Annotated in this window: 15 protein-coding genes; 10 read left to right on the top strand and 5 right to left on the bottom strand. The window is 63.3% G+C overall.

The genetic code is table 11. The features are described from left to right. Window positions 1-45 precede the first annotated feature (45 nt). Together ACX80V_RS20640 and ACX80V_RS20635 are read right to left on the bottom strand one after the other, a co-directional pair. Window positions 46-1,146, bottom strand: coding sequence for an NAD(P)-dependent alcohol dehydrogenase (locus tag ACX80V_RS20640; protein WP_459310168.1), 1,101 nt, complete (start codon window positions 1,144-1,146; stop codon window positions 46-48). A gap of 58 nt (window positions 1,147-1,204) precedes the next feature. Then, window positions 1,205-1,516 carry a putative antibiotic biosynthesis monooxygenase gene (locus tag ACX80V_RS20635; protein WP_459310167.1) on the bottom strand — a complete coding sequence of 104 codons (312 nt, stop codon included), beginning with the start codon at window positions 1,514-1,516 and terminating at the stop codon, window positions 1,205-1,207. A gap of 85 nt (window positions 1,517-1,601) precedes the next feature. On the opposite strand from ACX80V_RS20635, the gene ACX80V_RS20630 reads away from it, so the two are divergent. From ACX80V_RS20630 to ACX80V_RS20620, 3 genes are all read left to right on the top strand, one after another. Continuing rightward, complete coding sequence (locus ACX80V_RS20630; RefSeq protein ID WP_485844707.1) at window positions 1,602-2,177, top strand: TetR/AcrR family transcriptional regulator; 576 nt, start codon at window positions 1,602-1,604, stop codon at window positions 2,175-2,177. 167 nt (window positions 2,178-2,344) lie between these two features. Then, window positions 2,345-2,986, top strand: a complete 642-nt coding sequence (locus tag ACX80V_RS20625) for an NADPH-dependent F420 reductase (RefSeq protein ID WP_485844706.1) — start codon at window positions 2,345-2,347, stop codon at window positions 2,984-2,986. A 287-nt stretch (window positions 2,987-3,273) separates the two neighbouring features. Next, the gene (locus ACX80V_RS20620; protein ID WP_485844705.1) at window positions 3,274-4,509 is read left to right on the top strand and encodes an IS110 family RNA-guided transposase; all 1,236 of its coding nucleotides are present in this window, start codon (window positions 3,274-3,276) and stop codon (window positions 4,507-4,509) included. Between the two features lie 138 nt (window positions 4,510-4,647). On the opposite strand, the gene ACX80V_RS20615 is transcribed toward ACX80V_RS20620, so the two are convergent. The 3 genes from ACX80V_RS20615 to ACX80V_RS20605 are packed head-to-tail and all read right to left on the bottom strand — an operon-like array spanning window position 4,648 to window position 8,662. After that, a complete protein-coding gene (locus tag ACX80V_RS20615) occupies window positions 4,648-5,754 on the bottom strand; it encodes an NAD(P)-dependent alcohol dehydrogenase (protein ID WP_485844704.1) in 1,107 nt (368 codons plus the stop codon). Window positions 5,755-5,782: 28 nt separating this feature from the next. Further along, the gene (locus ACX80V_RS20610) at window positions 5,783-7,234 is read right to left on the bottom strand and encodes an aldehyde dehydrogenase (RefSeq protein ID WP_485844703.1); all 1,452 of its coding nucleotides are present in this window, start codon (window positions 7,232-7,234) and stop codon (window positions 5,783-5,785) included. A 60-nt stretch (window positions 7,235-7,294) separates the two neighbouring features. After that, window positions 7,295-8,662 (bottom strand): MFS transporter, encoded by a 1,368-nt coding sequence (locus ACX80V_RS20605; protein WP_485844702.1) that lies wholly within the window; start codon window positions 8,660-8,662, stop codon window positions 7,295-7,297. Window positions 8,663-8,830: 168 nt separating this feature from the next. Here ACX80V_RS20605 and ACX80V_RS20600 point away from each other — a divergent pair, with 168 nt between their 5' ends. The 7 genes from ACX80V_RS20600 to ACX80V_RS20570 all read left to right on the top strand — a co-directional run bounded on the left by ACX80V_RS20600 (window position 8,831) and on the right by ACX80V_RS20570 (window position 17,773). Continuing rightward, on the top strand, window positions 8,831-9,664 hold the full coding sequence (locus ACX80V_RS20600; RefSeq protein WP_485844701.1) for a PaaX family transcriptional regulator: 834 nt from the start codon (window positions 8,831-8,833) through the stop codon (window positions 9,662-9,664). A 122-nt stretch (window positions 9,665-9,786) separates the two neighbouring features. Then, window positions 9,787-11,367, top strand: a complete 1,581-nt coding sequence (locus tag ACX80V_RS20595) for an FAD-dependent monooxygenase (protein WP_485844700.1) — start codon at window positions 9,787-9,789, stop codon at window positions 11,365-11,367. Then, a complete protein-coding gene (locus ACX80V_RS20590) occupies window positions 11,360-13,396 on the top strand; it encodes an acetate--CoA ligase family protein (protein WP_485844699.1) in 2,037 nt (678 codons plus the stop codon). The genes ACX80V_RS20595 and ACX80V_RS20590 overlap by 8 nt, the downstream gene beginning before the upstream one ends. Next, window positions 13,393-15,069, top strand: a complete 1,677-nt coding sequence (locus tag ACX80V_RS20585; protein WP_485844698.1) for a (2,3-dihydroxybenzoyl)adenylate synthase — start codon at window positions 13,393-13,395, stop codon at window positions 15,067-15,069. The genes ACX80V_RS20590 and ACX80V_RS20585 overlap by 4 nt, the downstream gene beginning before the upstream one ends. 9 nt (window positions 15,070-15,078) lie before the next feature. Further along, window positions 15,079-16,203 carry a cupin domain-containing protein gene (locus ACX80V_RS20580; RefSeq protein WP_485844697.1) on the top strand — a complete coding sequence of 375 codons (1,125 nt, stop codon included), beginning with the start codon at window positions 15,079-15,081 and terminating at the stop codon, window positions 16,201-16,203. Then, window positions 16,200-17,024: a fumarylacetoacetate hydrolase family protein gene (locus tag ACX80V_RS20575; protein WP_485844696.1), complete on the top strand. Its 825-nt coding sequence runs from the start codon at window positions 16,200-16,202 to the stop codon at window positions 17,022-17,024. Before ACX80V_RS20580 ends, ACX80V_RS20575 begins: the two co-directional genes overlap by 4 nt. After that, window positions 17,024-17,773 carry a maleylpyruvate isomerase family mycothiol-dependent enzyme gene (locus tag ACX80V_RS20570; RefSeq protein WP_485844695.1) on the top strand — a complete coding sequence of 250 codons (750 nt, stop codon included), beginning with the start codon at window positions 17,024-17,026 and terminating at the stop codon, window positions 17,771-17,773. Before ACX80V_RS20575 ends, ACX80V_RS20570 begins: the two co-directional genes overlap by 1 nt. Window positions 17,774-17,795 lie beyond the last annotated feature (22 nt).

The raw sequence follows: 17,795 nt of genomic DNA, 5'->3' as shown, positions 1-17,795 counted from the left end.
CCCTCACGCGGCAAAGCTTGCTGAGCGAGGGGGGCGTCCCGCTGGCTAGAAGACGATGACCGGCTTGATCGTCTTCCCGCTCTTGGAATCTTCGAAGCCTTGGTTGATATCGTCAAGAACGTAGTCATTGACGAGCTTCTCGAAGGGAAAACGGCCCTCTTTCCACAGCTGGATCAGCCGTGGAATAAAGACCTGTGGGACGGAGCTGCCCTGGACCACGGTTTTGAAGGTCCAACCTTTCACAAGCGAGGCGCCGATCTCGAAACTGACCTCAGTACCAGGCTTTGCCGCGCCAACCAGAGCGACCGTTCCGCGAACGCCCAGTGAATCGGCTGCCTGACGGAGGAGCGCAGGAATGCCAGTAGTGTCCACCACATAGTCAACTCCGGCGTCAGCTGTGATTTCTCGGAGCCGATCCGCCAGATTTTCCGTCTTTGAGTTTATGACGTGAGTGGCACCGAGCTCGCGGGCGAGCTCCAGGCGGGCGTCGTGAATATCGACGGCGATGATGGTGGCACAATCTGCCACCCGTGCCGCCATGACTGCGGCGCAGCCGACAGCGCCCGTGCCGAAAACGGCAAGCGAAGACCCGATTTCAGGCCGGAGCTCATTGAGGACGGTGCCTGCACCCGTGTTGATGCCACAACCGAGTGGACCCAGGTGCTCAAGAGGGACATCCTTGTCAACGCGGACTATGGATTCTTCGACCACGTTTGCGTGGGTGGCGAAGGATGACTGGCCAAAGAAGTGGGACGAAATGGCCTCGCCGTCCTTACTCAGTGCGGTGGCACCGTCCAGACGGCGGCCGCCGAAATCGGCAGCCATCAGGTTCTCACAGTAAGACATCTGGCCGTTCCGGCAGCGCTTGCAATGGCCGCAGTATGCGGCTGCCAACACCACATGGTCGCCCGGCACCACCGAGACAACCGAGTCGCCGACCTCCTCGACGATGCCGGCCCCCTCGTGGCCGAGAACGGCGGGCAGCGGGGTGGGATAGATTCCATCGCGAACGAGAGTGTCCGTGTGGCAGATCCCGGTCGCAACCATGCGGACCCTGACTTCGTTGGACCTCAGGGCGTCCAGTTCAAGCTGTTCAATCGTGAATGGCGCGCCCTGCTTGCGCGCGACAGCGGCAGTTATCTGCACGGCAATCTCCTTCTTATGTTGGCCGGGGTGCCGAAGCGCCCCGAGAGTCGCGAAGCCGCTAATTGCGTTTCGCGCGGCGCTGCGCTCTGGTGCGCGTCGCCCGTCCTATCTGGGTCTGGAGCAACAAGAGGCGCGGCACCGCGAGGTACACGGCAGTGGGGACCACCACAAGGGTCAGTACGAACGCTCGCAGGACCGGATGCCACTGCGGAACCAATGCTCCCAGCGCGCACATCCCCGTGGCCGCCAGCGGAAATATCGCCAACCAGGTCACGACGGCCCTCACATGCACGGATGCCATACCGACGCCCCTGTGATGATGCACGTCGATTTCGTCCGCTGCAAGCAGCGCCTTGCCGTCGTGCTCCACTCAATCTCCAAACGTTTGGTTGGAGTTGATATTACTGAGCACGGCCGTGCAAATGCAAACGAACGGTTGGAGATAAAATGGCGGCATGGCCTGGGACACTGACGCGACACGAAAGAAGATCCTTGATGCAGCTATTGCCGAGTTTTCAGAACGCGGCTTCTCCGGTGCACGCATCCATCAGATCTCCCAGAACTCAGCGTGTAATCGCGAACGGATCTACTTCTATTTCGGCGGCAAGACCCAACTCTTCGAAGCGGCATTGACGCACCAACTCGTCACCGCCTTGGACGACCTTCCCGTCATCGGCTCAGGCCCCGAAGCCATTGCCGATTTCGCGGGCCGCTACTTTGACTTTTCCAGAAGCCGGCCAAGTCTCGCACGACTAACTTTCTGGGAGGGTCTCGAACGGGGCCACCCTGTCGGCGCCGAGGGCCGGGCCGTCCATTCGTCGAACAAAGTATCCGAGATCCGCGCCGCGCTCCCCGCGATAAGCGAAGCCGGTGCCGAGGACATCCTGCTGACAATCGTCACTCTGTGCCATGCCTGGATATCGACCCCGAACGTTCATCTCGTTATTACCGGCGAGCCGAACGAGGAACGCAGGCGCGCAGCCATCATGCGGGCCAGTGAACTGCTGGCTTTCGACGCAGGTACGGACTAGACACCCTCAGCTACTCGGGGCAAATGGCCAGGCAACCGGCCGAGTAAGATACTTGACGTTTCAACTTTCTTGCCCTATATTTAGTTGTATCTTCAAGTATTAATCCTCCAGAAGAACAGAATCCGATGAAAAACCTCCTTGCCCGCGTATTCGGAAAGAAGAACCACATGACGAACCTGACAATCATTGGAAACGGCAACATGGCTCGTGGCATTGCCACCCGCGCCCTCGCCGGCGGCCACACGGTTGAGATTCTCGGACAAGACGCGACCAAAGCGCGGGAGCTTGCCATCGAGCTTGGCACCGGCGTCACCTTCGGCACGACGGACGATGCCCCCCAGGGTGACATCGTGGTGTTGGCCGTGCCGTTCGACGCCGCCAAGTCGGTCGTCAGCGCCTATGGCGAAGCTTTGGCCGGCAAGACCATCGTGGACATCACCAACCCCGTGAACTTCGATACCTTCGATTCCCTCGTTGTGGAACCCGGCAACTCAGCCGCCGAAGAAATCGCCCAACTCGCGCCGGCAGGTTCGAACGTCGTGAAGGCCTTCAACACGACCTTTGCGGGCACCCTGGTTGCCGGCGAGTCAGGTGGACAGCCGCTGGATGTCTTCATCGCCGGAGACAATGCGGGTGCCAACGCGGCCGTCAGCAACCTCGTCAGCGGCGGCGCCATGCGCCCGCTCGTCGTCGGTCCACTCAAGCGCGCACGGGAACTCGAGGGCTTCCAGTTCGTCCTCATGACCATGCAGGCAAACCCCGAGTTCGCCGATTTCAACTGGGACACTGGCCTCTTGGTCACCAAGTAGCGGTCTAGAGCCGCTGTCGCGCCGTGTAGTGAGAAAGTTTTGACAACGTCGAGCGAGTGCATGGCCGTGGCCGCTCATGGAGGGGATTATGGAGGTGTCTGCCACGGTCGACGCCGATGCGAACTTGGTGCTCGAAAGGGCCCGTCAAGTAGCGTGGCGTGGAGGACTTCCACGGGAACCGTGGATTGTTGCCGAGAGCACGAGTGTTAGATTCCTGAATTGATTCCCTGTCCTCCCCGCGGCAGACACCAGAATTTGCAGGGTCAAGGGTGTCAGGAGGAACTGTCATGGATATTGTTCACGAGCGGACCGCCGGGATGGATATCTCCAAACTCGACGCAAAGGTCTGCGTGCGGGTCCCCGGCGCCCGGGCCGGGACATACACGTCAACTGTCACGACCTGGGGCTCGACGACCGGGCAGATCCTGGAACTGCGGGACTTCCTCGAACGCGAGCACGTCACCACAGTGGTTATGGAAGCCACCAGCGATTACTGGAAGCCATTCTTCTACCTGTTCGAAGAAACCCTGCCGGTGATGCTGGTCAACGCCAGGGCGGCCCGGAACATCCCGGGACGCAAAACAGACGTTTCCGACGCAGCATGGCTGGCCCAGCTCGCCGCGCACGGGCTGCTGAGGGCCTCCTTCGTCCCGCCTGAACCGATTCGCGACCTGCGGGACCTCACCCGTGCCCGGTCCATAGCAACACGCGACCGGACACGCGAGATCCAGCGCCTGGAAAAGTTCCTTGAGGGCTCCGGGATCAAGCTCTCCTCCGTGGTCTCGGACCTGACCGGGGTCTCGTCCCGGGCGATGCTCGAAGCCCTCATCAACGGCGAACGGGACCCGGAAGTCCTCGCCGGCCTCGCCAAAGGAACCCTGCGCTCCAGAATCCCCGCACTCGTTGATGCACTCACCGGCCGGTTCAAGGAGCACCACGCGTTCATGGCCCGGCTGCATCTGGACCAGATCGATGCCCAGACCCGCATCATCGACGCGCTGACGGACAGGATCGAGGAGGCGATGGCCCCCTTTCGTGCAGCCAGGGAATTCCTGGCCACCATCCCGGGAGTCTCTCTCAAAGTCGCCGACGTCATCATCGCCGAAACCGGCGCGGACATGACCGTTTTCGAAACACCGGCCCGGCTCGCGTCCTGGGCCGGCGTCTGTCCCGGCTCCAACGAATCAGCCGGACGGATCAAATCCGCGCACATCTTGCCCGGCAATAAATACCTCAAAGCAGCCCTCGGCACCGCGGCACTCTCAGCCTCGCGAAGCAAAAACACCTACCTCGCAGCCAAATACCAACGCATCAGATTCCGGCGGAGTGCAATGATAGCCATCGTCGCCCTCGAACACTCGATACTCAACGCAGCCTGGCACCTCCTTGCCCAGGGGGAATGCTACGACGATCCCGGCGCCGACTACTTCACCCGCCTCGACCCCGTCAAAGCCCGCACCAACGCCATCAACAAACTCATCAGCCTCGGCTATGACGTCACCATCAGGCCCACCGCAGCCTGACCCACCTTACTTTCGTATTAGTTCCACCGGGCGACAGCCTCCGGACGCAGGAAGAGGACGACGGCGGGGAAGCACCCGCCGTCGTCCTCTTCCTGCGTGAGGTTCACGAATCCTCGCCGTCAGGTGACTACCAGACCGCTAGAAGACAATGACAGGCTTGACGACCGTTCCATTGGCGGAGTCCTCGAAGCCCTGGTTGATCTCACTCAAGGCGTAGTTGCGCATCAGCTTGTCCATGGGGAAACGGCCTTCCTTCCACAACTCGATGAGCTTGGGAATGAATACTTGGGGCACTGAGCTGCCTTGGATCACGGTCTTGAACGTCCAGCCCTTGACCAGGGAGAGGCCGATTTCGAAGGACACCTCTGTCCCGGGTTTTGCGGCGCCTACCAAGGCCAGGGTTCCGCGGAGGGCAAGAGCATCGGCCGCTTTGCGGAGCAGTTCCGGACGGGCGGTTGTGTCGATCACGTAATCGGCGCCGCGGCCATCCGTCAGACGAAGGATCTCGTCCGTGAGGTCCGTTTCCTGCGTGTTGATGACGTCCGTCGCTCCGAGTTCCTTGGCGAGATCCAGCCGGGAGGTGTGGATGTCCACTGCAATGATGCGTGCGCACCCTGCCACCCCGCCGGCCATGATGGCACCGGATCCTACGGCTCCCGTGCCGATGACCACGAGCGTACTGTTCAACGCGGGCTTAAGTTCGTTGAGCACCGCACCGGCTCCGGTCTGGATGCCGCAACCCAAGGGTGCAACAACCTCGAGTGGGACGTCGGAACCGACCCGAACGACGCTTTCCTCGACGACGTTGGCGTATGTGGCAAACGATGACTGGCCGAAGAAGTGGGAGGAAATCACTTCGCCGTCCTTGCTCAGTGCCGTGCTTCCGTCAGGCCTCCTGCCGCCGAAGTCTGCCGCGAAGAGGTTCTCGCAGTACGCCATCTCGCCGGATCGGCAGCGGTCGCATTTTCCGCAATATGCGGCCGCGAGCAGTACATGGTCGCCCGGCTGCACCGTTGTGACGGAAGACCCTATCTGCTCCACAATTCCGGCCCCCTCGTGTCCCAGGACGGCGGGCAAGGGTGTCGGATAGACCTGGTCTCGGACGATGGCGTCCGTGTGGCACACGCCAGAGGCCACCATCCTTACGAGCACCTCATTCGGACGGAGAACGTCCAGCTCAAGTTTTTCAATCGTGAGTGGCTGCCGCGGCTCACGGGCCACTGCTGCGGTTACCTGCATAGTCATGCCTTCCTGTCCGTGTAGGGCTCTTGGCTTAGAACGGGTACTGCTGGTCGGACTGCTCCACGGTGATCCATTTCAGTTCCGTGAACTCGTTGATGACGGCCCGGCCATCGAACCGGCCGTAGCCGCTGTTCTTCATGCCGCCATAGGGAGCCTGAGCCTCGTTCTGCACTGTTGCCCCGTTGACGTGCACGTGTCCGGCCTGAATCCGCATGGCAACCTGCAAGGCCCGGGTACTGTCCGCACCGAAGACGGCGGCGGCGAGGCCGTATTCGGTGTCATTTGCCACTTGGACTGCCTCTTCGACGCCGGAGACGCGGACTACCGTGGTGATGGGGCCGAAGGTCTCCTGGTCGTAGATGGACATTTCGGGCACCACTTTGTCGATGATCGTGGCAGGCATTGAAGCACCATCGGCCCGGTCACCGACGACGAGCTCTCCGCCCTTCGCCAGTGCATCATCGATCAATGCGTTGATGCGTGCCCCTGATTCTTCGCGAATCATGGGACCGACGATGCAGGCTTCGTCAGTGACGGGGTCTCCAGCGGCCAGCTGCGCCGCACGGGCGGCAAACTTCGCGACAAACTCGTCGGCGACGCTCTCGTCAACCACGAATCGTTCGGTGGACATACAGATTTGTCCCTGGTACAGAAATGAACCGAAGACAGCCGCGTTGACGGCGCCATCGATGTCGGCATCGTCCAGGACCACGAACGGTGCCTTGCCGCCGAGCTCCAGCAGTACGGGCTTGAGGTAGCGGGCAGCCTTCTCGGCAATAATGCGCCCCACCGCCGTTGAACCGGTGAAGTTGATCCGGCGGACCGCCGGGTGCGCGATGATCGCTTCCACCACCCGGTCAGAGTCCTCGGCAGTACTTGTCAGGAAGTTCAGGACGCCGGCAGGTACACCGGCCTCGTGCAGGACCTCCGCAATGATCGAATGGGTCCGGGGGCTGGTTTCCGAAGCGCGGAAGACCACGGTGTTGCCGCAAACGATGGGGTAGGCAATGGCCCGGGCTGCGAGCACGCCGGCTCCATTCCAGGGCGCCATGCTGAGAACAACGCCTGCGGGCTGTCGCACCGTCATCGAGAGTGTGCCCGGCTTGTCCGTCGGAAGGGTCTCACCTTGAATCTGCGTGGCAAGTCCAGCCGCTTCACGGAACAGCTGCGCGGTGAGGAACACATTGAATCCGGCCCAGAGCTGCGCTGCACCAACTTCGGCCATCATCGTCTCAATGAACTCCGGCCCTCGCCGCTCCATGATTTCCGCGGCCTTCAGCATTACAGCGCGTCGTTCAGTCGGGCCGGTGGTCGACCAGGTCGTGAACGCCTTGGCCGCAGACTCCACCGCATCCAGGGCGTCGTCCACGCCAGCTGCTGAACTTTCGGTCACGAGTGCGCCCGTCAGCGGGTGCCGCCGTTCGAACGTCTTGCCTTCACGGCCGTCACGAGGCTGGTTGTCAATGATGAGTTGCGTTTGCAAGGGAGCTCCTTTGTTGGTGAGTTACCGGGCCGCAGTTGGCTCGGCTCGAGGATGCGGTTCTTAGTGCTGGACGGGGTCGTTGGTCGCGAAGGTTTCGGGATTTCCTGCAGCTTTGCCCTTGGATTCGGATTCGGATTCGGAGTCGGGAAGGCTAGGCACGGCCAGGACGGCAACGACGCCGATGGCGGCGGCAATTGCCCAGACGGAGAAGTTGATGAAGTTGCCGAGCGCAGCCGCCACGAGGACGCCGCCACCGGAGATCGCCAATACTGCGCCGATCCGCCCCACACCGAGCGTAATTCCGAGGGCGGTGGCCCGGGTTGCGCCGGAGAAGTACGTGGCAACGAAGCCGTTCACCAGTATCTGCGCTCCCACTGATCCGAAGCCGACCACTGCCACGAGAGCGTACATGGCCACGAGAGGCATGATGCCGGTTCCCATGAGAACCAGGGCGATTCCGGAGCTGGCAAAGGCGACGGCCGTCACCCGGCGGGGTCCGAAGCGGTCCGCCAAACGGGAAGATACCAGAACACCTACAACGGCCCCGATGTTGACCGTGAGCAGGAAGGTCAGTGAAGAAGACAGAGAGTACTTGGCAATCACCATCAGCTGTGGCAGCCAGGTGTTCAGCCCGTATACGAGCGTTTGGCCACAGATTCCGGCCAGGCAGAACAGGATCATGGCGCCAAGCAGACGTCCAGTCAGCAGCGTGCGGAAACGCCCGGTTTCGGGGGCGTCGGTGTGAACCCGTACCGGCGGCAGCAGTTCCAGCCCGTATTCGGCGACTATGCGCTCCGCGTTGATCCGGTCACCTTTCGCTGCGAGGAAGGCCGGGGACTCGGGAAGGTATTTGAACAGCAGTGGGACAACGGTGACGAGTGGAATGCCGCCCAAGGCAAGCATGCCCTGGAATCCCAGGGAGGGCAGGAACGCGAGAGCAAGAAGTGCGGCGAGAATGCCTCCGACAGCGTAGCCGGAGAACATCAGGGCGTTATTGAAGTTGCGTCGGGCCGACTTTGAGAACTCCACGGTAAGTGCGATCGCCGTGGGGATGACACCACCCAGTCCGAGGCCTGCAAGGAAACGGAACAAACCAAAGAGTTCGGGGGTCGGCGCCCAGGCGGTCAAGAGCATCAGCAAAGAGAAAGCCGCGATGGAAACCATCATGACCTTCCGGCGGCCGACGATATCGGTGAGGTACCCGATAAGGATGGCGCCAATAAACATGCCGGCCAAGGCGTAGCTACCGATGGCACCGGTCTCTACCGGCGTCAGACCCCAGGGCTCGTACGCCAGGAGCTTGGGAACGATTGCACCATAGACAACCAGGTCATAGCCGTCGAAGACAATGGCAAGGAAACACAGAAAGATGACGACGCCGGGCGATTTGCGCGGGCGGGCCGACGTTGAAGATTGGGGGAAAGTCATGGGGGGCTCCAGGTGATATACACAACATTGTGATGTGCCAGAGATGAGGGCGATCGGTTGTGATCTGACCCACAACCGAATGTAACATGAAAATGTTGTTCGTCAATAGAGTTGTTGCACGTTTCCTGATTGATGATCTCTCAGGTAGTCAAGAGTTAGAGGAGTCTTATGCAGTGGAAACCCAGAGCCTTGATCCTGGATTTATTCGGGGACTACCTCCGATATGCCGGCAGCGAGGTTCGGCTTGCCGACATCACGGCACTCCTCGCTGTCTTTGACATCGAGGCCGCCACGGTCCGCGTTAACCTGTCCCGCCTGCGCAAGGAGGGCTGGTTCACCACGAGGCGAGTGGGGCGGGAAACGGTCTACTCCCTCACCCCGCACATGCTGGAGATCCTCAACGAGGGACGCGAGCGGATTTTCCGACGACGGGACGAGACCTGGGAGAGGCGTTGGACCATGGCCATCTACCAGGTCCCGGAATCCGAACGCGCCGTCCGCGAACAGCTCCGGAAACAGCTCGCCTGGCATGGTTTCGGCCAGCTGTCACCATCAACCTGGCTGAGCCCGCACAACCTCCTCGCCGAAGTCCGTGAAATCGCCGCCGAGAATCCGCTGGCCAAGGTGGACGCGCTATGGTGCGGAACCGGCGACCTGCAGGAAGACAGGGGCCTGGCTGCGCGATGCTGGGATTTGGAGCAGTTGGGTGCGGACTATCAACATTTCATTAGCACGTACGCACCGCTCAATGACGAAGCCCTGAGTGCAGGCAAGGATGGCCGGACGGCCCTCATAGAACGGATGCATGTTATCGGCGACTTTCGCCGCTTTCCATTCCGGGATCCGCACCTTCCCCCTGAGCTGCAGCCCGCGAACTGGCCCAGCCGCGGGGCTTACACGCTCTTCGGCGCAGTGCACCGACAGCTCGGACCCGCAGCGACGGAATTCGTTTCCAGCATCATCGGCCAGCCCGTGGCGCAGGGCCAGGAAGTAGCTTCGTAGTCAGGAATCCACCCCGAACCGTGAGGAATGTGTAACAAAAAGTTGACGTCGCACGTATATGCGTTACATACTCATTACGAGACTTATCTCACTGACTTCCCAAAATTTAGAAGGTGGCATCGATGGCACTTCGCGTAGCCTGCATTGGCGGCGGTCCCGGCGGACTGTTCTTCTCAACCCTGTTCAAACAAACCGTTCCCGACGCCGAAGTCGTGCTCTTTGAGAGGAACCAGGCCACTGACGCCTTCGGCTTTGGCGTGGTTTTCTCAGACGCAACGCTTAATCGGATCAACGACGCCGATCCCGTTGTCCGCAACGGCCTGCGGGACTTCGGCACCCACTGGGATGACATCGAAGTCTGGCTCAAGGGTGAACAGAAGTCCTTCGCCGGCAACGGCATGGCCGCCATCTACCGCAAGACCCTCCTTCAGCTCATGCAGGAACGGGCCGCGGAGGCTGGCGTCGACATGCGTTTTGGCCAGTATGTGCCGGACCTGTCCCAGCTTGAAGACTTTGACGTGATCGTCGGTGCTGACGGCGCCAACTCCTCGACCCGGGAACAGCTCGGCGAGGGCTTGGGCCACACGGCAGAGACGGCCACGGCCAAGTTCATCTGGTTCGGCACGAGCCACAAATTCAAGGGCATGACCTTCCTCCACCGGATGAGCGAGTTCGGCAACTTCGCTGTCCACGGCTACCCGATCAGCGAAGACCTCAGCACCTTCATTGTCGAAACCGACGAGGAAACGTGGCGCAAGGCCGGACTCGACGAATTCGATGTCAGCCAGCCTCCGGGACCGTCGGACCTGAAAACACAGCGGTTCCTCGAAAAGCTCTTCGCCGAAGACATTGCCGGTGAACCGCTGGTGGCCAACAGCTCCCGCTGGGCTAACTTCCGCACCCGCCGGACCCGGTCGTGGCACAAGGGCAACGTCGTCCTCCTCGGCGATGCAGTGCACACCGCCCACTTCTCCGTCGGATCCGGCACCAAAATGGCCATGGAGGACGCCATCACCCTCGTCCGGGAAATCGCTGCGCACCAGGACGACCTCGAAACGGCCTTCACCAACTATGAAACCGAGCGTCAGCCCCAGGTGGCCAAGATCCAGAACCAGGCACGCGGCGGACTGAGCTGGTGGGAACACTTCGGCAGGTACTACAACTCCTTCGCGCCCACCCAGTTCACCTTCCACTTCTTCTCCCGCAGCATCGACATCGACAAGATCCGCCAGCGCGATGCCGGCTTTGTTGAGTCCGTGGAAGAAGACTGGCTGACCAGGCATGGCCACACACCACTGGAAACACCGCTCAACGCCGGATCCGTCCGGTTCGACGGGCGCCAGCTCTCCCTCACCCAGCAGGATGGTCAGGCCGCCCTGACCGGTCCCGGCGGCACTATTGCCCTGGTCACCGACCCCGCCGACGCAACCGCCACCACGGCACTGCTGCTCACCGCACCGGATACCGAGGAAGGCCTTGCCGCCGCCTTTGACCAGCTGCCCGCTCAGGCTGCAGCGATCGTGATCCAGGGTGGCAACCCGTTCACCCGCATCCTCCTGTCCGAGGAAGCTCGGCTCGGCTGCGGCCTGACCAGTGTCATCATCGATGACCGGGGCCTCGCATCCGCCCTCACACTGGTGCTCTCCGGCCGCGCAGACGCCATCGCCACCGCAACCACCACCACGGAGGCAAGCGATGCATAGCCTGACCCCCCTGTTCGAACCCCGCGGCATCATCGTCGTCGGCGCCTCGTCCAGCCCGGAGAAACTGGGTGCCGTCATGGCGCAGTCGCTCTCCCGCTACCCGGCGCCCGTGGAACTGGTGAACAGCCGCGGTGAAAACGGGATGCACACCAGCATCGCCGACGCCGCGGCCGCCATCCCCGGCGGCCCCGATCTGGCCGTCCTCTGCGTCCCCGCCGCCGCCACCGCGCAGGCGCTGCGGGACAGCGCAGCGAACGGCGCCAAGGCTGCCTTGGTCTGCGCCGGCGGTTTCGCCGAAGCCGGCGGACCCGGCATCGAACTCGACCGGGACGTCATAGCAGCCGTCCGGGAAACCGGCATCCGACTGCTCGGCCCGAACACCTCCGGCTTCTTCGTTCCCCACCGGAACCTGCGGGCCAGCTTCGTCCCCGGCGTCGCAGAACTGGAACCCGGCTCGGTAGCCGTAGTGGCAGCCAGCGGCGGAGTCAACCACGTCCTGGCCTTCCACCTGCAGCGCGCCGGAGCGGGCGTCAGCCTCGCCGTCGGCATCGGCGCCGGCACGGACATCACCGCACCGGACGTCCTCGACTACCTCATTTCCGATGAGCAAACCAAAGCGGTTGCCCTGCACCTGGAAACCGTCGCTGACGGCCCGGCCCTAGTGGACGCCGTCGCCCGCCTCAGCGCCATCAAACCGGTCGTCGCTCTGATCGTCGGACAAAATGACGTGTCCGAATTTGCCCAGTCCCACACCGGCGCCCTGGCCACGTCCTGGCGGACCACACGCGCCGTGCTTAAGCAGGCAGGCGCGGTGATCGTCGACGACGAAAACCAGCTGGTTGCCGCGGTCACCGCACTCGCCGGCCGCCGCCTGGCGCCGGCCCCCAATCCCGGAGTTGGACTCATCACCGGACAGGCCGGTCCCGGCCTGCTGATCGCCGATGCCCTCCACACTGCCGGTGTGACGCTGCCGCGGCTGGCTCAGGCCAGCCAGGACACCATCGGTGCACTGTTGCCGCCAATGACGTTCCAGGCCAACCCGGTCGACACCGGCCGGCCTGGGCCCGGCTACGACAAAATCGTGGCGGCCGTGGCCGCAGACCCGGCCATTGACGTCGTCGCCGTTTACGGACTGACCGAACCCGTGGCCGACCTGCCGGCGTCCGTTGCCGACTCAGGAGCCGCGGCAAGCCTGCCGTTCCTTATCGGCGTGGACGGACCCGACGGCGACGTTGAACGTGCCCGCAAATCCGCCCAACTCCACGGCCTGCCGCTGATCACCGGACCGACATCGCTGGCCCACGGCATCGCCGCGCTGGTCAACGACGCCCGTGGACAGTTCCAACGAGCGCAAGCGCCCGCCCGAACGATCGCGTGGCCGGACGTGCAAGGGCCCTGGGACGAAAACCGGGCCAAGGAACTCCTCGGCGCACTGGGCATCGCCACACCCGCACGGCGCAGCTGCAGTACCCGCGCCGCTGCCCAGAAGGCACTCTCCGAGCTGGGCGGCCCGGTAGCGGTGAAGCTGCTCGACGCCGCTGTCCTGCACAAAACCGAGATCGGCGGTGTGCACCTGGGGGTGAACTCCCCCGCGGCCATGGATCGGGCCCTGGACGGCCTCGAGGCCGCCGGAGCCCGCGAATTCTTGGTCGAGGCCATGGCACCCCCGGGCGTTGACCTGGTGGCGGGAGTGCGCCGCGATCCCGTTTTCGGCCCGATCGTCGTCTTTGGCCTCGGCGGCACGGCCGCCGAAGTCTTCGCCGACATTTCCATCCGTTCGGCCCCGCTGTCCGCCCGTGAGGCTGAAGGCATGCCCGCGGACCTTCAGGCCCGCGAACTGCTGCACGGCTTCCGCTCCGGGCCCACAGTGGACACGGCCGAGCTGGCAACCATCCTGGTCCGGCTCGGTGACGCGCTCGTTGCCAATGACCAAATCGCCGAGATCGAAATAAACCCCCTGCGCCTGACCCGCGATGGTCTCATTGCGCTTGATGCCGTAGTTATCAATGTCGAGGAGGACACGAAATGACCACCCACACCAGTGCAGGCACCATTGCCTGGCCGGCGGACCTCGCCGCCGAATTCCGTGCCAAAGGCTACTGGGAAGACCGCGCCCTGGGCTCTTACATCCTCGACACGGCCGACCGGTTGCCGCAGAAAATCGCCGTCGTGGACGGGGACATGCGGCTGACCTATGCCGAACTGGCCAACAGAATGGACGCCGCCGCCGAACGGCTCCTGCAGTTGGGGCTGAGGGCGGATGACCGCATCATGGTCCAGCTGCCCAACGGCTGGCAATTCACCGTGCTGACGCTGGCGTGTTTCCGTGCCGGCATCATCCCGGTCATGGCGCTGCCGGCCCACCGGCAATACGAGCTTTCCTTCCTCACAGAACTCTCCGAATCCCGGGCCATCGCTGTACCCGACGTCATCAAGGACTTTGACCACCAGGACATGGCCGAAGGCCTGGCTGCAACCATTCCGTCGCTGGAGATCATCCTGGTATCGGGGGAAGCCAACGCCCGGAACGTGCGCCTTGAGGACATCCTGGCCCCGGGAGCGGATGCTTCCGGCGCAAGGGCCAGACTGGACGACTCCGCGCCGTCAGCTGACTCGCCCGCACTGTTCCTCCTCTCCGGCGGCACCACCGGCCTGCCCAAGCTCATCACCAGAACCCACAACGACTACGCCTACAACATCAAGGCAACGTCCGTGCCCACGGGCGTCACCGAAGATACGGTCTACCTTGGCACCCTCCCGGCCAGCCACAATTTCCCGCTGGCCTGCCCGGGCATTCTGGGGATTCTGTTCGCCGGTGGCCGCGCAGTCATGCTGCCCAGCCCTGAACCACGCAAAGCTTTCGCCACCATCGAACGGGAGAAGATAACGCTTTCAACGGCGGTCCCGGCCGTTGCCCAACGATGGATCGAGTACCAGCAGGAAACCGGAGGCGATCAGCTGGCCAGCCTCCAAGTACTCCAGGTAGGTGGCTCCCGCCTGCCGGACGAAATTGCGCGGAAAGTGAAACCGGTCCTGGGCGCCACCCTGCAGCAGGTCTTCGGCATGGCTGAAGGACTCATTAACACCACCCGGCTGGACGATCCCGAAGACGTCATCTGCACCACGCAGGGCCGCCCTGTATCTAAAGCCGACGAAGTCCGCATCGTGGATGAGGCCGGCAACGATCTGCCTGATGGCGTCCCCGGCTCCATCCTGACCCGCGGGCCCTACACGCCCCGCGGCTACTATCGCGCACCTGAAGCCAACGTGCGCGCTTTCACCGCCGACGGCTGGTACGCCAGCGGCGACATCGTGGAACGGCGCCCGGACGGAAACCTCATCGTCCAGGGCCGCGACAAGGACATGATCAACCGAGGCGGGGAGAAGATTTCTGCCGAGGAAATCGAGAGCCTGGTCTACCGGATAGAAGACGTCACGATGGCTGCTGCAATCGCCATGCCAGACCAGTTGCTCGGCGAACGTCTCTGCCTCTACATAACGGTCAAGCCCGGAAGAGTGGTAACTCTCGACCAGATCCAGGACATGCTGCGGCGGACCGGAGTGGCGGCCTTCAAGATTCCCGAACATCTGGTGGTCGTAGACGAACTGCCTGCCACCAAGGTGGGCAAGATCAACAAGAAGGAACTCCGCGCCGACATAGCGGAACGGCTGGCCTCTGCCAACGCCGCCCACGCAAAGTAGAGGATTGCCATGACTGAGAACATCACCCACGAGTCAGTGGCCGCCAGCCACGCCCTGCCGGAGCCGACGCCTGAAGAGGCGGTGCAGTTGGAGCAGCTGTATGCGGACTTCGAGACGGAGAATCTGGTTCCGTTGTGGACGGAGATCGGGGATTTGATGCCGATGGTTCCTTCTCCTAAGGCGGTGCCGCATGTGTGGCGGTGGAGTGATCTGTACCCGTTGGCCGCCCGTGCCGGTGACCTGGTGCCGGTGGGCCGTGGTGGGGAACGTCGCGCGATCGCCCTGGCGAACCCGGGACTTGCCGGGACCCCGTACGCGACCCCGACGCTGTGGGCAGCGATCCAGTATCTGGGTGCCCGCGAGACCGCGCCGGAGCACCGCCACTCCCAGAACGCGTTCCGGTTCGTTGTGGAGGGCGAGGGTGTCTGGACGGTGGTGAACGGGGATCCGGTCCGGATGTCCCGCGGGGATTTCCTGCTGACGCCGGGCTGGAACTTCCACGGCCACCACAACGACACCGATGAGCCGATGGCCTGGATCGACGGCCTGGACATCCCGTTTGTGCATTACGCCGACGCAGGGTTCTTCGAGTTCGGCACTGAACGCGTCACCGACGAGGCCACCCCGGATATCTCCCGGTCCGAGCGGCTGTGGGCCCACCCCGGCCTTCGCCCGCTCTCCGGACTCCAGGACACGGTCAACTCCCCCATCGCCGCGTACCGGTGGGAACACACCGACGCCGCCCTGGCCGAGCAGCTCCTGCTCGAGGACGAGGGCCACCCGGCCACCGTCTCCCAGGGACACGCGGCGGTCCGGTACTCGAACCCCACCACGGGCGGGGACGTGATGCCCACCATCCGCGCCGAGTTCCACCGCCTCCGCGCCGGGGCAGCCACCGAACCGCTGCGTGAAGTGGGTTCCAGTGTCTGGCAGGTCTTCGAAGGCTCCGGCACCGCCACCCTGAACGGCGAAGTCAAGACCCTGGCCAAGGGCGACCTGTTCGTGGTCCCCTCCTGGCAGGAATGGTCCCTGCAGGCAGGAACCGAATTTGACCTCTTCCGCTTCAGCGATGCCCCCATCTTTGAACGGCTGAACTTCAACCGCACCTACACCGAAGGACGCAAGAACGCATGAGACTCCTCACCCTCCGCACCGAAAACGGCACGAAGGCTGTCCGCCAGGACGGCGACACCCTCACCGAAATCGACGGGTTCGCCGACGTCGGCGCCCTGCTGAAAGACTCCGCCTGGGAGACCATCGCCGCCGCAGCCTCCGGTGCGACCCACCCGCTCGAGGGCGCCGACCTCGACGCCGTTGTCCCCGCTCCGGGCAAGATCATCTGCGTGGGCCACAACTACCGCAACCACATCAAGGAAATGGGGAGGGAAGTCCCCGAATACCCCACCCTGTTCGCCAAGTACGCCGAATCCCTCATCGGACCCAACGATGACCTGGCCCTGCCGCAGGAATCGGACTCCGTGGACTGGGAAGCTGAACTCGCCGTCGTGATCGGTAAGGCCGGCCGCCGGATCAGCGAAGCCGACGCCAAGGACCACATCGCCGGCTACGCCGTGCTTAATGACGTGTCCATGCGTGACTACCAGTTCCGTACCATCCAGTGGCTCCAGGGCAAAACCTGGGAGAAATCCACCCCGTTCGGCCCGGCCCTGGTCACCACCGACGAATTCACCGCGGGACCGCTCATGACTTCGGCTGTGGACGGCGAGATCCAGCAGCAGACCCCCACGGGCGACGTCGTGTTCACGCCCGAGTTCCTGGTCTCCTACATCTCCACCATCATTACCCTGAACCCGGGCGACGTCATCGCGACCGGCACCCCGGGCGGGGTGGGCCACGCCCAGGACCCCAAGCGGTACCTGCAGGAAGGCCAGCTCCTGGTCACCACCATCGAAGGCCTGGGCCAGCTGAACAACCGCGTGGTCAAGGAAGCCTGATGGTAGCCCGCCAGGACCAGAGCACGGACCCGGAGCTGCTCGACGCGCTGCTCCAGGCCCGCCGCGGGACCGCGTTCTTCGCGAGGAAACTCAACGAACTCTCCGACGACGAACTCGACGGCCCCTCGCTGCTGCCGGGCTGGACCCGCCGGCACGTGACCGCGCACATCGGCTACAACGCCCGCGCCATCGCCCGGCTCATCGAATGGGCAGGCACAGGGGTGGAAACACCCATGTACTCCTCCCCGGAGGCGCGCAACCACGAGATCGAGTTCGGCGCCACCCTCTCCCCCATCGCACTGCGGAACCTCTTCGACCACTCCGCCGTCCACCTGAACGTCGAATGGCGCGACTTGCCCGCCGATGCCTGGCACCACAAGGTCAAGACCGCCCAGGGGCGGATCGTTCCGGCTGGGGAAACAGTGTGGATGCGCACGCGAGAAGTCTGGATGCACACCGTCGACCTAAATAACGGAGCCACCTTCAGTGATATCCCGGAACCTGTCCTAGAGCGCCTGCTCAAGGACATCACCGGTACGTGGCACGCCCGCGGCACCGACGCCGGACTCCTGGTCAAAGTCACTGACCGCGACCTCGCGTTCGGCGACACAAGCGCGCCCGAGCCCACGATCATCAGCGGGCCGTTGCCCGACGTTGTCGAATGGGCTGCCGGCCGTGGCACGAACGGCGTTTCGGCCGCAGGGACGAGCGTCAGCGATACTGTGCCAGCGGCGCCCAAGTGGATCTAGGCCGAAGGGCTTTTGCGATGAC

The organism is Pseudarthrobacter arbutini, assembly GCF_054510915.1.
The sequence above is the reverse complement of the archived record's forward strand: the minus strand, read 5'-3'. Positions and strand labels throughout refer to the sequence as shown.

Excerpts from the sequence above, each read along its gene's own strand:
- ACX80V_RS20630 (WP_485844707.1), top strand. The coding sequence starts at position 1,602 with ATGGCCTGGGACACTGACGCGACACGAAAGAAGATCCTTGATGCAGCT.
- ACX80V_RS20625 (WP_485844706.1), top strand. The coding sequence starts at position 2,345 with ATGACGAACCTGACAATCATTGGAAACGGCAACATGGCTCGTGGCATT.
- ACX80V_RS20620 (WP_485844705.1), top strand. The coding sequence starts at position 3,274 with ATGGATATTGTTCACGAGCGGACCGCCGGGATGGATATCTCCAAACTC.
- ACX80V_RS20615 (WP_485844704.1), bottom strand. The coding sequence starts at position 5,754 with ATGACTATGCAGGTAACCGCAGCAGTGGCCCGTGAGCCGCGGCAGCCA.
- ACX80V_RS20605 (WP_485844702.1), bottom strand. The coding sequence starts at position 8,662 with ATGACTTTCCCCCAATCTTCAACGTCGGCCCGCCCGCGCAAATCGCCC.
- ACX80V_RS20600 (WP_485844701.1), top strand. The coding sequence starts at position 8,831 with ATGCAGTGGAAACCCAGAGCCTTGATCCTGGATTTATTCGGGGACTAC.
- ACX80V_RS20595 (WP_485844700.1), top strand. The coding sequence starts at position 9,787 with ATGGCACTTCGCGTAGCCTGCATTGGCGGCGGTCCCGGCGGACTGTTC.
- ACX80V_RS20590 (WP_485844699.1), top strand. The coding sequence starts at position 11,360 with ATGCATAGCCTGACCCCCCTGTTCGAACCCCGCGGCATCATCGTCGTC.
- ACX80V_RS20585 (WP_485844698.1), top strand. The coding sequence starts at position 13,393 with ATGACCACCCACACCAGTGCAGGCACCATTGCCTGGCCGGCGGACCTC.
- ACX80V_RS20580 (WP_485844697.1), top strand. The coding sequence starts at position 15,079 with ATGACTGAGAACATCACCCACGAGTCAGTGGCCGCCAGCCACGCCCTG.
- ACX80V_RS20575 (WP_485844696.1), top strand. The coding sequence starts at position 16,200 with ATGAGACTCCTCACCCTCCGCACCGAAAACGGCACGAAGGCTGTCCGC.
- ACX80V_RS20570 (WP_485844695.1), top strand. The coding sequence starts at position 17,024 with ATGGTAGCCCGCCAGGACCAGAGCACGGACCCGGAGCTGCTCGACGCG.